The organism is Streptomyces sp. NPDC045470, from assembly GCF_040646595.1.
Classification (GTDB): domain Bacteria; phylum Actinomycetota; class Actinomycetes; order Streptomycetales; family Streptomycetaceae; genus Streptomyces.
Window position 1 is genome coordinate 117,979 of record NZ_JBEZAN010000020.1, and the last position, 12,788, is coordinate 130,766.

The 12,788-nt window shown below is 70.6% G+C and carries 17 protein-coding genes; 16 read left to right on the forward strand and 1 reads right to left on the reverse strand.

Features of this window, described 5'->3' with window-relative positions:
• Positions 1-207: 207 nt before the first annotated feature.
• The 16 genes from AB0A97_RS35575 to AB0A97_RS35650 all read left to right on the forward strand — a co-directional run bounded on the left by AB0A97_RS35575 (position 208) and on the right by AB0A97_RS35650 (position 11,682).
• Positions 208-765 (forward strand): DUF4913 domain-containing protein, encoded by a 558-nt coding sequence (locus tag AB0A97_RS35575; RefSeq protein ID WP_361158228.1) that lies wholly within the window; start codon positions 208-210, stop codon positions 763-765.
• A complete protein-coding gene (locus AB0A97_RS35580; RefSeq protein ID WP_361158169.1) occupies positions 762-1,241 on the forward strand; it encodes a hypothetical protein in 480 nt (159 codons plus the stop codon). Before AB0A97_RS35575 ends, AB0A97_RS35580 begins: the two co-directional genes overlap by 4 nt.
• Before the next feature lie 19 nt (positions 1,242-1,260).
• The gene (locus tag AB0A97_RS35585; protein WP_361158171.1) at positions 1,261-1,962 is read left to right on the forward strand and encodes a hypothetical protein; all 702 of its coding nucleotides are present in this window, start codon (positions 1,261-1,263) and stop codon (positions 1,960-1,962) included.
• A 43-nt stretch (positions 1,963-2,005) separates the two neighbouring features.
• Positions 2,006-2,731, forward strand: coding sequence for a hypothetical protein (locus tag AB0A97_RS35590; RefSeq protein ID WP_361158174.1), 726 nt, complete (start codon positions 2,006-2,008; stop codon positions 2,729-2,731).
• 399 nt (positions 2,732-3,130) lie between these two features.
• Complete coding sequence (locus AB0A97_RS35595; protein ID WP_361158177.1) at positions 3,131-3,478, forward strand: SH3 domain-containing protein; 348 nt, start codon at positions 3,131-3,133, stop codon at positions 3,476-3,478.
• A gap of 64 nt (positions 3,479-3,542) precedes the next feature.
• Positions 3,543-4,010, forward strand: coding sequence for a hypothetical protein (locus tag AB0A97_RS35600; RefSeq protein WP_361158180.1), 468 nt, complete (start codon positions 3,543-3,545; stop codon positions 4,008-4,010).
• Positions 4,007-4,450 (forward strand): hypothetical protein, encoded by a 444-nt coding sequence (locus AB0A97_RS35605; RefSeq protein ID WP_359293214.1) that lies wholly within the window; start codon positions 4,007-4,009, stop codon positions 4,448-4,450. Before AB0A97_RS35600 ends, AB0A97_RS35605 begins: the two co-directional genes overlap by 4 nt.
• A 10-nt stretch (positions 4,451-4,460) precedes the next feature.
• Positions 4,461-4,880, forward strand: coding sequence for a hypothetical protein (locus tag AB0A97_RS35610; RefSeq protein WP_361158184.1), 420 nt, complete (start codon positions 4,461-4,463; stop codon positions 4,878-4,880).
• A gap of 39 nt (positions 4,881-4,919) precedes the next feature.
• On the forward strand, positions 4,920-5,762 hold the full coding sequence (locus tag AB0A97_RS35615; RefSeq protein WP_361158187.1) for a winged helix-turn-helix transcriptional regulator: 843 nt from the start codon (positions 4,920-4,922) through the stop codon (positions 5,760-5,762).
• Positions 5,759-6,271: a hypothetical protein gene (locus AB0A97_RS35620; protein WP_361158190.1), complete on the forward strand. Its 513-nt coding sequence runs from the start codon at positions 5,759-5,761 to the stop codon at positions 6,269-6,271. Before AB0A97_RS35615 ends, AB0A97_RS35620 begins: the two co-directional genes overlap by 4 nt.
• Positions 6,268-7,503 (forward strand): MFS transporter, encoded by a 1,236-nt coding sequence (locus AB0A97_RS35625; RefSeq protein WP_361158193.1) that lies wholly within the window; start codon positions 6,268-6,270, stop codon positions 7,501-7,503. The genes AB0A97_RS35620 and AB0A97_RS35625 overlap by 4 nt, the downstream gene beginning before the upstream one ends.
• A gap of 4 nt (positions 7,504-7,507) precedes the next feature.
• Positions 7,508-7,843: a hypothetical protein gene (locus tag AB0A97_RS35630; RefSeq protein ID WP_361158196.1), complete on the forward strand. Its 336-nt coding sequence runs from the start codon at positions 7,508-7,510 to the stop codon at positions 7,841-7,843.
• Positions 7,844-7,896: 53 nt separating this feature from the next.
• Positions 7,897-9,126, forward strand: coding sequence for an ATP-grasp domain-containing protein (locus tag AB0A97_RS35635; protein ID WP_361158199.1), 1,230 nt, complete (start codon positions 7,897-7,899; stop codon positions 9,124-9,126).
• Positions 9,123-9,998 carry a DUF317 domain-containing protein gene (locus tag AB0A97_RS35640; protein ID WP_361158201.1) on the forward strand — a complete coding sequence of 292 codons (876 nt, stop codon included), beginning with the start codon at positions 9,123-9,125 and terminating at the stop codon, positions 9,996-9,998. Before AB0A97_RS35635 ends, AB0A97_RS35640 begins: the two co-directional genes overlap by 4 nt.
• 30 nt (positions 9,999-10,028) lie before the next feature.
• Positions 10,029-10,520: a hypothetical protein gene (locus AB0A97_RS35645; protein ID WP_361158204.1), complete on the forward strand. Its 492-nt coding sequence runs from the start codon at positions 10,029-10,031 to the stop codon at positions 10,518-10,520.
• A gap of 139 nt (positions 10,521-10,659) precedes the next feature.
• Positions 10,660-11,682, forward strand: a complete 1,023-nt coding sequence (locus AB0A97_RS35650) for a SpaA isopeptide-forming pilin-related protein (RefSeq protein ID WP_361158206.1) — start codon at positions 10,660-10,662, stop codon at positions 11,680-11,682.
• Positions 11,683-11,981: 299 nt separating this feature from the next.
• Here AB0A97_RS35650 and AB0A97_RS35655 read toward each other — a convergent pair whose 3' ends face one another.
• Positions 11,982-12,191 (reverse strand): hypothetical protein, encoded by a 210-nt coding sequence (locus AB0A97_RS35655; RefSeq protein WP_361158208.1) that lies wholly within the window; start codon positions 12,189-12,191, stop codon positions 11,982-11,984.
• Positions 12,192-12,788: the final 597 nt, after the last annotated feature.

Below are 12,788 nucleotides of genomic sequence, written 5' to 3' on the forward strand. Positions count from 1 at the left end.
TTCCCGGCCCCAGGGAGGCACCCCGCCACGCAAGGTCCGTGGTCCGACGGACGGCCTGCTCGTCGTTTTCGTTTCCCCTTTCCCCGCCTTCTAGGAGGCCCTCCTTTTATGTCCGAACCCGTAGAGCCCACTGGCGGTGGGGAGTTGGAGCCGGTCAGGATTCCAGGTCCCGAGCTGGAGGGGATTGAGGCGAGCGTCCGGCGGCTGATGGATCAGTCGGCGCAGCAGGCGCAGCAGCTTGACCAGCTGGCCTCCGCACCCGCCCCCGGCGGATCACCGTTCGCGGCCTTCGGCACGCCGGGATTCGGCGGACCGCCTGTGGCTGCGCCGCCGGAGCCGCGCCCGATCCTGGAACTGGACGGCGAGGAACGCGAGGACGAACTCGACGCGCTGTCGGACTGGGTCGACGACTTCCTTCTGCCCGTCTACGGGGCGGAGGTCACCACGGCCGCCCCCTGGTGCCTGCAGTGGCAGGAGCACGACGACGTCGTGGCGTGGCTGCACGCTCTGTGGCTGGCCTACCAGCAGCACAAGGACCCCGAGGCGGGCCTGTCCGGCCTGTTCGTGTGGCACCGGGACTTTTTGACGCACGCCATCGCGGCGATCCGCGCACCCGGGGGACCGCTGTCGGCCTGCATGACCTCCCCGGAGCGGCCCGCCCACCGGCTCCTGCCCGGCCCGCCGCCCTCCGCCCGCACGGAGAAGGCGACGGCGGCCGATGCGAAACCGTCCGAGAGCGGTGAGTCGTACGAGCAGGCGGCGTGAACGGGGGACAGCAGCGGGCGGCCTTCGGCCTGAGTTTCGACCCCCGCGCGCTGACTGATCTCCTCCAGGCCCCCGGCGACGTCCGCGACCTCACCCTCGCCTACCTGCAGGAAGTGGTGAACGCCGAGCGCTTCGGGCTGCGGCTCACCGGCGACTTGGAGGGCTACCGCAAGCTGTTCGTGGATTCCCGCAAAGACTGGCGCGTCGTCTACGGCGTGCGTGCAGCGCCCGAGGGGGCTGCGCACCAGCGGGAGATCCATGTCGTGGCGGTCCGGCCGCGGGCCGGCAACGACGTCTACGACGAGGTCGGCCGCCGCCTGGGGATGACACGCCGACCGCTGAGCGCCCGTACCCACGCGGCCCGCTCCCGCTCCCCGCAGCTTGCGACCCGCGATCGGGCCCCCAGGCCGCTGCCTTCCGCCATGCCGGGCCTGCCGCGACCCGCGCACAACCCCTCACACCACTTCACCCGGTAAGCTCCTGGAGCCTTTGTCTATGCCCCGTGATCCCGCGCCAGCAGCAGCCCGGCGTGCGCTGTCCGCGCTTGACCACCGCATCAAGGCCGGCACCGGCCACGACGTCGACACCCTGTGGGCCCACCGGGACCGCGGCCTCCTGGATGAGGCCCATGCCCGGCTGGTCGACCGGCATCGCGAACTGACCGAGGCTGAAACCGGGGTGACTTTCTACCGGACTCTGCTGCACCGTCTGTCCAGCGGGGAGTTCCCGGTCGACGGTGCTCTGTTCGAGCGCATAGACCGCGCCGTGGGCCAGCTGCAGCAGGCCGCCAAGGCACGCGAGGCCGCCGCCCGACGGGTGACGGCGGCCCTCGAACCGATTGAGGCCGCTGCCGCCACGCGACCGGCGGCCGGGGGACGGCAGCTGTCGGCTGCTGATCAGGCGGCACTGCTCATCATCTGCGGCGGCGCCAAGCTCTACGAGCATCTCCTGACCGGCCGGATGTCGGTGACGGCAGCCTGCGGCAGCCGTATCCCCTACCCCGAGCTGCAGCGCCTGGAAGACGCCGGCCTGGTCTCCCGGGACACCAGCCACCCCGTCCACGCCGGCCAACCGGTCGCGCTGACCGAGGCCGGACGCACCGCGCTGACCACAGCGCGCCGACCGGCCACACCCCCGGTGCCGAAGACGGCCGCCCGGCCCGGGGCCTGGCCGACCACCCCAGCACACCGTCGCTGACCTCTACCGAAAGGCCCTGTTGGTCCCCACCGACTCGGCGCCCGTGCCCGACGGGCGCCCGCCAGAACTCGACCTCCGGCTGGACGGCTACGACGCCGATGAGCAGATCGCCCACGCGTTCTGGTTTCACATTGAGATGCAAGCGGACGTGTTCGTCCCGTTGGCCGAGCACCACACCGCCGACGGCGAGCACAGCTTCTACGTCCTGTTCGACCGTTCCGCCACCTTCGACCATCCGGGCACCCCCCCGTACGTCGCCCTCCACCTGAAACGGGACCACGACCAGCGGTCATTTGGCTTCGAGCACGCTGAGCTGCCGCTGCCCGCGATGGCTCAGTCCTGGCTGGTCCACCGCGGTTGCCCTTCCGACGCCATCGGGCTTGACCCCGAGCTGGGCCACCAGCCGGCGGATGAGACGACGCGGACACTGGAACGGCGCCTCGCGGGCGACGGTGACCACTTCGCGATGGGCTACTCCTACACCCGCGACGATCCCAACGACTGGGTCACCGTGGTCGCCCTGCGCGCCCTCGACGGACGACCCACGTCCCCGTACCGCGTTGTGGTCGAGGAGGTCGACCCCGACGCATGGACCCACACCCTGCGCGAAGGCGGCTTCGCCACGGTCCAAGCAGCTCTGCAGTGGTGCCACGACCGCCTCATGGGCTCGGCCGGTCCTCTTCCGCCAGTCCGGACGGCCACGTCATACACCCGCCCGGCCAGTCCTCCCAAGGCACCTGTTGCGCACCCGCCGGGCCGGTCACGCTGAGCATCACCGCCCGCGGGCGCGGCGGAACATAGCCGACGATCGCCGGTTGGCCAAACCGGCGATTCTCCGGACTCTTTTAGAGCCGCAGGGACGACAACCGCGGTCACCTCTCCACGCATTCGCCTTTCAAGGAGGTCTCTTCCGCATGCGCCAAACCCGAACTGCGTCACCTGCCGCGATACCGGTGCGCTCTGCCTGTTGAACGCCTCGCAGACCGCAGCCACGTTTTCACCACCCGCACTGCGGGCGGGAACCAGCGGTGCGTGGCCGACCAGTCCACCGGAACGGAGGCCCACATGCGGGCCGACGTCTGCCGTGCGGTCCCCACGTGCCTTGACCGAGTCGACCGCACCCCGGCCACCACTCCACTGCAGTACCTCACCTGTTAGGAAGACTTCCTTGCGAATTTCCCGCATTGCTGCCGCGGCAGCCGTGACCGCGGCCGTCGCGCTGCCTGCTGTCACCGCTGCGACGGCCAACGCCGCAGCCCCGGCCACCGTCACCGCCTCCAGCGCGTGCAACAAGACCGGCCCGTACAAGATCCACGACGCCAGCGCCGTCACCATCCGCTCGAAGGCCACGACGAATTCCACGGCCCTCGGCACGCTTTACACGAGCCACAAGTTCACCGTCCACAAGACGACCAAGACCGGCTCATGGGTCTACATCACCGACAAGAACACCGGCGTAACGGGCTGGGTTTCCGGCACCTACGTCTACCCGACCGTCTACACCTGCCTCCACTGACAGAGCCTGCCGGGTGGCTGCCGGCGCCGTCTCACGGAACTCTTGCTGACGAAAGGAATGCGCTGTGCTGGATGGTGCTGACGACGTCATGGGCGTCATCACCGAGCAGATCGAGGCCCGCTTCGATATGGGCTTCGCCGAACTGCGGAGCGCCGTCGCGGCAGCTCCGCAGGCCAACCGTGAGGCCACCGAGATCGTGCACTGGCACGACAAGCTCGCCGAATCCCAGCAGCTCCTGGAAAAGGCCGAGGACGAACTTGTCGCCGTACTCGAAACACAGCCGGACGAACTCGACGACCCGGCCATGGAAACAGCTCACCGAGTGAATGCGGCCGTGGCGGCGCGGGACGGGCGGGCCATGGTCGTGCGGTGGCTCCTCGACCCCACCGCCACAGGGAAGCAGGACCTGGCCGCCGAGCGGCTGGCCCGCCTCAACCGCGGGGCCCGCAGCGGCCCGGCCGTGCAGACCAGCGCCCCCGTCCGGGCGGCGACTGCCCCGGAAGCGGCAGCCGGGCGAGGTGTCCGCCGGTGAGCATCCAGCTCAAGCCCAGCACCCTGGACGGCCGGCTGCAGGAGGGCTTCGCCGCTCCGGTCACCGAGCTGTACGCGACCGCAACGGGCCCGGACGCCCCCGCCGCGCTGACCCGCGCCATGGAGCTGCGCTCGTTCCTCGCCCTGGCCGAGGAGCAGGTCAACCGAGTGCGTGATCGTGTACACGACGCCATGGCGGCGGGGCGCGACATGGACAACCTGTCCGCCGATGACCTGCGCACGGACGCACAGTGGCTGGAGGCCGCGCTCGATGCCCGTAACGGCTACCGAGCCGCGTTGGGCGACCTGTTGCGCACCATGCCGCCGCCCGGCCAGCAGCCCCGCCCCGCCCCGACGGCGCAGCCGGCAGTCACCACCCCCCTGCCTCCGGCCGCCCCGGCACCGCAGCGTGCCGGGGCGGCTCGGACCCGCCGAGCGTGAAAGCCCCCGCTTGTCTGACCTGACGTCCACCGAGATAGCCGCACGGATCCAGGACTTGTACGGCGCTCCGCTGGCCGACCTCGAAGCACACGCGCAGGACCGGCCGCCCGGCATGCTCTCCGCCCTGCTCGCCATGCACCACGACCTCGCGTACGCCGAGCAGAGCATCACCTTGCACCGAGACCGGCTCGCCCGACTCGTCGGCTCCGAGCGGCTGATCGGCGGGCACGAGGTGTCCCACGTTCTCGACTGCGCCCGCCGGCTCGCCGAAGCGGTCGCCGTCCGCGACGTCCAGGCCAAGGCAGCCTCCGCCGTTCTCCAGAGCCTCGGCCGCGTCCCCGCGCCCGAGCCGCCCCCTGCCCCCGTGCCGACCGTACCCGCCTTGCCTGCTGCTCCGGCCCCGGCTGCGAGCCCGGCCCGCAGCCGCTGACCTCCGCGGTCCGCTTACCCACCCAGGAGTGTTCCTCCCATGGCCCCCACCGGTCTGCCTCCCGACACCGCCACCGACGTTGCCCGGGTCACCGAGGCCCTCGCCATGATCACCCCGCGTTGGAACGTACGGATCATGCTGGCCCTGTCCGGCCCGCCGCTGCGCTACCGCGAGCTAGCGGACAAGATGCCCTGGCTGCAAAACGGCCAGCTCCACCCGAAGCTGCGGGCCCTGTGCGACGCCGGCCTGGTCCAGCGCACCGAGCACACCTCGCGGCACGTCACCTACGGCCACACCGACCGCGGGGCCGCGCTGCTACCGGTACTGCCGCTGATCGTCACCTGGGCCGAGGAGCATCTGGAGAAGGCGGACCGGCCGCTGCCCGCGATCGAGCAGATCGAGGACAGCCTCACCCTGCTCACCCGTCGGCACGCCACCGCCATCTTGTGGGTGCTGAAGTCCCGCGAAGAAGCCAGCGGCCGGGCCCTGGCCAACATCGTCATGCCGGGCAGCGACGGGACCAACGTCTATCCGCCGCTGCGCCAGCTCGTGGCCGACGGCCTGGTCGACACCGACGGTACCGGGCAGCCCTACCGTCTGTCCGAGGCGGGCAAGAACCTGGCGCCCGTCTTCGCAGCCCTGTCCGCCTGGTCCGCCGGACAACCCCTCGCCCAGGCCGCCCGGCACCCGGTCTGGGGGCGCGCGGATGCCGCACCCGCACCGATGGGGTGGGTCAGCAACCAAGCACGTCTGCCTGCCCCGACGGTAACGCCGGCGCCGGTGCGAGCGGGGCGCACCGTGTGGCAGAACCGGGACCTGTTTTCGCACGCCACGACGGCCCACCCGAAGCCCGCACTCGCGGCGGGAGGCCCGCGTCGATGACATCCTCCTTCACCACAGCCGAACTCCGGGACGCTGTCACCACGCTGTCCTCGCCTCCTTTGATCCGCCTGGTCACCGAGATCGACGACAACGGTCCGATCCCGCCGCGGGGAACGGCCCGCACGTTCGCCGACCTCTCGGTGCACCAGCTGCGCCAGGCCACCGACATGGCTCGCACTCTCGCTCTCGTCCGCGGCCGTCCCGGTGCCGGGCTCGGCCTGACCCCAACAGGCGCGGAGCTGGCCGACATCTACGACGCGTGCGCCCGCTGGGCCCGCCGCCACGCCTACCCGACCGGGGCATCGGACTTCACCAGCCGCGTCCAGCACACCCTCAGCCTCGTGGCGACGACGCTCCAGCACGATACGGTCGGCAGCTCCCTGTTCGCCGACCAACTGCCCAGCGCGCAGGCCGGCGCCGACCTGACCGGGCCGCGCGAGCTGCTGCGCCAGTGGCTGAACGCGTACCCGCAGGCCGTTCGGCGCGCCGCGCCCGAGCCTGCCGCGTGACCGGACACACCGCTGCCCGGCACGCCCGCCACCCCACAGGCTTGCTGCGCAGCATCTATCTGCCGCGCACGGCCGATGCCCTCGCATTCGCCATGGCCACCTACGGCATTCCGCTCCTGGTGCTGGCCACCACCCGTTCCTCGGCGCTCACCGGCCTGGCGTTCGTCCTGGAATGGATACCGAGGCTGGCCGTCTTCGGGTGGGCCGGCGCGGTAGTCGACCGGCGCGGGGCCGCGGTCGTCTTCTTCCTGGCCTCCCTCGGCCGTGCGCTGGCCGTCGCCGTCGGTGCGCTCGTCCTTCTCCTGTGGCCGTCCGGCGCCGTGGCGAGCGTGACGGTGATGACCCTCGCGGCCCTCACTGGGGTGCTCACCGAATGCAGCTACGTTGCGGTCGAGACCGCTGGCGCCGCCGCCGGCCGCCGGGCAGGGGCACGGGCCCACCAAGTCCAGGCGGCCCTGCTCGGGATTGACCAGAGTGCGACCCTGGCCGGTCCGGCGCTGGCAGGGGCTCTGCTGCTCGTCGGTCCGTCCTCGATGCTCGCCGTGATCATGGTGCTCTCGCTGCTTGCCGCGCTCCTCGCACTGCGCACACCGCCGTCGCCCCTCGCTCCGGCCCGCGCCTCGAAGAGCAGCACAGGCGCGGGACTGCTCACCGGCTGGCGCACCATCCGCTCGCTACCCGCGCTCGGCTGGCTGGTTACCGGCCTGACACTTTCCAACCTCACCATCGGCCTCTTCCAAGCTGCTGGCCCCGTGATCGTCGTCAACCACTACGGGCAATCCACTACCGCCGTCGGCCTGATCTGGTCCGCCGCTGCAGCGGCCACACTGGTCACAGTCGCCGTTTGCCGCTTCGCGATCGACCGCCTCGGCCTGTGGCCGGTCGGTGCCGCCTGCGCCGCTGTTGCCTCGCTTGCCTGTCTGGCCGCCGCTCAGGCCCCCGACTACCTCTCCTACCTGATCCTCGTCGCCGCGCTGATGGCCGCCGACGGCGGCATGACGGTCGTCCTGCGCACGCTGCGCTCCCGCCTGATCCCCGCAGACCGGTTCGGCAGCACCCTGTCGGCGAGCATCCTCATCCTGCTGCTGCCCTTTCCCATCGCCGGTGCGTTCACCGCTCTCACACCGCCCGACGCCCTCGCACACCTCCTCACCGGGTGCGCCGTACTGCAAGCCATCGGCCTGCTCTTCGCCTTCGCCCGCCTGCGTACCGACTCCGCCCTGCGCACCTGACCCGATGCTGTTGCCCCCAGCCTGTGGAGAAAACCCCGTGCCCCCTGCCAGCCCCGGAGCGATCCGTGCGAGGAATCGCACCATCACCGAGCAGTTCCTCGCCTTCGACACCCAGAACCCGCACGTGTACCGCGAGCTGGAACACATGACCGCCCGCCGACTCGCCGCCGGCGCCACCCGCATCGGCTTGAAGAACCTCTTCGAAGACCTGCGCCGACACCTCCCGCACGGCGTGGCCGGGCTGAACAACAACTTCACCGCCCTCCACGCCAGGCGCCTGATCACCGCGCACCCCGAGTGGGCCACCGCCTTCGAGCTGGGCCGCCGCCGCGCCGCCTGACAGCAGTTCGCCGTCTCTTTGCCCTGACCTCCACCGATTCGGAGAAGCCCTTCTTGTCCGCACGCCCCCAGGTGCTCGTCGTCGACCCCGGTGACCAGAGCTATCGCGGCTACTGCCTGGAGCAGGTCGCCGCCTCCTACGACGTGGTCCTGCTCACCGGTGCCGAACCGTCGTGGGAGAAGCCGTACATCGTCGACCACGCCGTCGCCGACCTGAACGACAGCTCCGCCCTGCTTGCCGCCGGGCGGGTCCTGGCGGCACGGCACGATCTCGCCGGCGTCGTTACCTGGTCGGAGTGGCACCTGGTTGCCTCCGCTCGCCTCGCCCGGACTCTCGGCCTGCCCGCGCATTCCGCCGAGGTGATGCGGGCCTGCCGCAACAAGGCAATCGCCCGCGACCTGTTCGCCCGCCACGGGGTACCCTCGGCCGCCGCGGTGACGGCCCGGTCCGTGCCGGAGGCCGAGCTGGCGGCGGTGACCACTGGCTACCCCGCCGTGCTGAAGCCCACGGCCTTCGCCGGAAGCATCGGCGTGATCCGTGTCGACCGGCCCGACGAGCTGCCCGGCGCCTTCGCTTTCGCCGAGGCCGGCGCGAGCCGCAGCCGCGAGGACACCGCCGTGCTGGTCGAGCAGTACCTCGACGGACCGGAGGTCTCGGTCGAGTGCGTCACCCACCGCGGTTTGACCACCGCCGTCGCCGTCACCCGCAAGAGCATGAGCCCGGCCCCGCACTTCTCCGAGACGGGGCACACCGTCGACGCCGACGATCCCCTCTTGGAGCTGGTCGCCCCGGTGGCCTCCGCCGCCTTCAACGCCTTGGGCCTCACCGACGGCGTCCAGCATGTCGAGATCCGGCTGGTCGACGGCCGGCTCCATCTGATCGAGGTCAACGCACGGCTCGGCGGCGACATGATCGGCCACCTCGTCCGCCTCGCCACCGGCATCGACCTGCCGAAGGCCGCCGCCGACCTCGCCTGCGGTCACCGTCCGGACCTCTATCGGACCCGTCGCGGGGCCGCCGGTACCCGCATGCTCTGCCCGGCCGCCTCCGGCACGCTCACCGAACGGAAGATCAACCAGCTGTTCGCCGCCCGCACCCCCTGGCTGCAGCAGCTGAAGTGGCCCCGGCAGGTCGGTGACCGTCTCCTGCTGCCACCCGACGGCGACCTGTTCACCGCCAGGGCCGGGGTCTGCATCGTCACCGGCCGCGACACCGCCGAGGTCAATGAACGTCTCGACATGGCCGCCGAAGAGATCACCCTGACCACCCAGGCGGCCCGATGACGAGCCCCCAGCCCGACCCCCACCACGACCTGGACCGGGACGTCTACGTCTCCCCGCGCCATCTCGCCAGCACCACGGGGACCGGCGACTCAGCCCTTGCCCCGCTCCTCGACCTCGGCTGGGACCTTCGGTACGACGACCTCGGCAACGTCTACGTCCATGCCCCCGACCAACGGGTGCGCCTGGGCTATCTCCCCGAAGGCGAAGACGATGGCCTCTGGCGCATCAACGCCTACAACGACCCGTTCGGCCAGCCTGCCTGGGGCGCCTGCTTCAACGACCGCTGTCCCACCGAGTTCGTCCAAGCCTTCACCACCGCTCTCGCTGCGGCGTATGCACAGGGACCGGACGCCTACCTGGCCCGGCCGGTTGCCGGGACGGACGACCGCGAGCCCTTTCGCGCCGTCGTTCCTCTCCTCCAGCAGGGCTGGCAGATAGACCGTCCCCGTTGGGGAGTCTTCGCGGTCCAGGCGCCGGATGGCCGTGCCGCATTGGAGTTCACTGCCGGCGACCTCGATCCGGAAGCCGAACTGAGCACGCGCGACGCCCGCTGGCAGATGTGGGCCGGGAAGTCCGCCGACCGGCCCACCTGGTACGCGACCGCCAGCACCGATACCCCCGTCGCCCTGCTCACCGCCGTCACCCGGTGCGTTGCCGACCCGGCCCCGCTGCCCCGGTGGCGACAGGACACCTACAGCTACATCAAAGGCATGGTCCAGCTCACCCCCATCCTCCCGCCGCAACCACCGGCCCCCACCCCGCTCGATGTCCAGCGGGCCGCTGCCTCCCGCCGCCCGGCCGCGCTGCCCGCACCCAGCGTCCCGCGCTGGAGCACCACCAGCCGACCGGCTCTGCCCGGTCCACGCCGATGACGCCAGCGCGTCCTCGACCGGAAAGCCCCCATGGCCTCTCTGCACGCCCCCGAGTTCTTCGCCGAACTATCCCTCCCCTTCACCGACAGCACCGTCGTGGGCAACACCTACTACGCCACTCCCACCCTCGGCACACCGCTGCGCCTACGGATCGAATTCACCCGCACCATCTACGCGAACACCTACGGTGGCCTGCGCCTTACGGTTCTCCACGCAGACCGGGGTGAGATCGACGCGGTGGCCCTCAGCTTCGCGGACCACGGCACCTTTCGCCGCCGCGACGAAGCCCACGGCACGCCCGCGAATACCAAGCAGTACGGCACATTCGACACATACCACCGCCCCGGCCAGCCACCGTGGGAGGGCGCCGTCACCAACGGCCTGCGCGATGCCATTGAGCAGTACACCGCCGTCTGGTTCCCCGGTGCGTGGACGACATCCGCGCCGCGCCGTGCGGCGGGCCGTACGGCTCACCAGACGCCCGCCCCGCTGACCACCCACAGAGGAGGCCGCTCCCGCTGAGCCCCGACTGCACCGTCACACCCGGCAGCGGCCGGTGACCCAACCACCGCCCAGTACCAGGCTCGGCCGCACTCGCTGAAACCTCCATGCGACTCCGCCCGCCCACCATCGCCGGTTCGCCCGTCCCAGGAGCCCGTTCTTGCACATCCATTCACCCCGCCGTACCACAGCGGCAGCCATCACCGTCGCCGCTGCTGTCGCAGGCCCCCTGGCCTGGGCTCCGGCCGCTGCGGCCCACGCTCCCGAGCCGACCTCGTCCGCCTCCGCACCCGCCGTACGTCACCTGCCCGAGACCGGCGGCGTGAAGATCTTCAAGAAGGACCCCGACGGGCGCCGGATGGCGGGGGCCGCGTTCACCCTGCTCGACGATGCCGGCAAGGAAGCCGCCAGCGGCCGTACGGACGCCGAGGGGCGACTGGCCTTCGAAGACCTTTCCACTGGCGTCTACCGGCTCAAGGAGACCGACAGCGGCAGCCCGCTGCACACCGTCGCCGCTGACCAGGACGTCATCGTCACCCCCGGCACCGCCGTGCCGCTGACGGTCATCGACCCGTTCAAGCCGGCGAACCTGACCGTGAAGAAGACCGACAAGAGCAGCGGCAAACCTCTTCCCGGAGCCATCGTCAACGTCACTCCGGTCGACAGCAGCGGTAAGACTGGCACGGTGACCACGGGCAAGGACGGCACCGCCACGGTCCAACTGCCCGTTACCACCCGAACCGGTACCCCCTACAAGCTCACCGAATCCAAGGCCCCCTCGGGATACGAGCTGGACAGCGCCCCAGCCAAGATCACCGCCAAGCCCGGGGCGCCGGAAACGGTCACCCTCGCCGACACACCGAAGTGCCACCCGACCCCCTCGCCGACCGAGACCGCCCCGACGCCGACGGCACCGGCCAAGCCCGCGCCGGAGCGGACGCCTGGGAAACAGAACAAGGCCACGCCGCGTCCCGAGGCGAGCGCTTCCGGCGCGGCGGCGCCGACGCCCTCCTCTGCACCCCCCACCCCGCAACAGGCAACTGGATCACTCGCCCACACCGGAGCCGATTCCACCCCCTGGCTCCTGGGGACCGCCGGGGTTCTGCTCGCCGGTGGCGCAGCCGTCGTCATCGCAGCCCGACGACGACGTTCGCAGGACGCCGCACCCACCGACGGCAGGTAAGCACCGAGACCCTCAGCCCCCAGCCGGAAGCCGTAAACAGCAGCGCACCGAGGCCCCAGAGAGCGGAAGTTCTCTGGGGCCTCGGTGCGCTTTGAGCTGCCATTCTCGCTCCACACGCGCTGGCCTGAACGGGCGGCGGTGGCCACGCGCACGTAGCTTCGGCAGGCGTGGAGGCGGCAAGAGCAGTGATCCGCTTCCGGTCAGCCCTGCGTGGGCCTTCGTACGCGGAGACCTCTTAAGGGCTCGGCGTCCGTGGGCCGCACAATCTCAGGACGCCGCGTGTGAGTCGGAAGCTGGTATCAGTTCGGACGGCAGAACCGGCGACGGCCCACCCGCTTGATCGCTCTAGCTGCTTCCAGCCGTGCCAGGTGGTAGGCGCCCGAGGAGGAGCTGGACAGGCCGACCTGCCGTCCGATCTCGCGGATCGACGGCGCCTCTCCGTACTCGACAATCCACTCGCTGATGCACCGCAGGATGCCCAGTTGCCGCTCGGTGAGGTGATCCCTCATACCGCCTGCCTTGCCTGTCGGCTCCGGGCCTGTCGCCGCAGCTGCACACGGGCTGCTGGGAACTTCCCGGGAAGGCGGACCAGAACGGATGCCAGAGCACCACGGTCGACAGCCGAAGGAGGTCGCGACGCAGCGCCGTGGTGTGCCGCGGATGCGAGGCGGCGAGCGCCTCGTAGGTGCGATGCAAGCTTGCTGCGCTTCCAGGAGATTGTCGGGGTAGGAGTTGAGCACCATGGCCGAGATTCAATCGCGTGTTCGATTTCGAGTGCACGCCACCGTCGAGTGATGCCTCCACCTTCCTGTGATCCGCCTACCCGACCACACTTCCAGCGGAACCGTCCGGACGGCCAAACGCCTCGATTGATGTAGGTTCTCACTCACTTTCGATGTCAGGCGCCGGCGCTATGGCCTGGACGTTCCCCTCCAGTCTCACGACGTGTCGGCAGGCGGCTGTCTCAGATCGATGTCATTTCCTCAGACTGCCCAGCCGGCTGCGCCGGACCTAGGCGGTGTCTTCAAATGATCTTGCGTGTTGGATCATGGTCGGGTGATACGTCGACATGAGCTGTCGGATGCCGAGTGGGAGTTTGTCCGGCC

What these genes read in the sequence shown, in the direction of transcription:
- AB0A97_RS35575 (WP_361158228.1), top strand. Translation starts at nt 208, where the DNA reads ATGGATCAGTCGGCGCAGCAGGCGCAGCAGCTTGACCAGCTGGCCTCC.
- AB0A97_RS35585 (WP_361158171.1), top strand. Translation starts at nt 1,261, where the DNA reads ATGCCCCGTGATCCCGCGCCAGCAGCAGCCCGGCGTGCGCTGTCCGCG.
- AB0A97_RS35615 (WP_361158187.1), top strand. Translation starts at nt 4,920, where the DNA reads ATGGCCCCCACCGGTCTGCCTCCCGACACCGCCACCGACGTTGCCCGG.
- AB0A97_RS35620 (WP_361158190.1), top strand. Translation starts at nt 5,759, where the DNA reads ATGACATCCTCCTTCACCACAGCCGAACTCCGGGACGCTGTCACCACG.
- AB0A97_RS35630 (WP_361158196.1), top strand. Translation starts at nt 7,508, where the DNA reads ATGCTGTTGCCCCCAGCCTGTGGAGAAAACCCCGTGCCCCCTGCCAGC.
- AB0A97_RS35640 (WP_361158201.1), top strand. Translation starts at nt 9,123, where the DNA reads ATGACGAGCCCCCAGCCCGACCCCCACCACGACCTGGACCGGGACGTC.
- AB0A97_RS35645 (WP_361158204.1), top strand. Translation starts at nt 10,029, where the DNA reads ATGGCCTCTCTGCACGCCCCCGAGTTCTTCGCCGAACTATCCCTCCCC.
- AB0A97_RS35655 (WP_361158208.1), bottom strand. Translation starts at nt 12,191, where the DNA reads ATGAGGGATCACCTCACCGAGCGGCAACTGGGCATCCTGCGGTGCATC.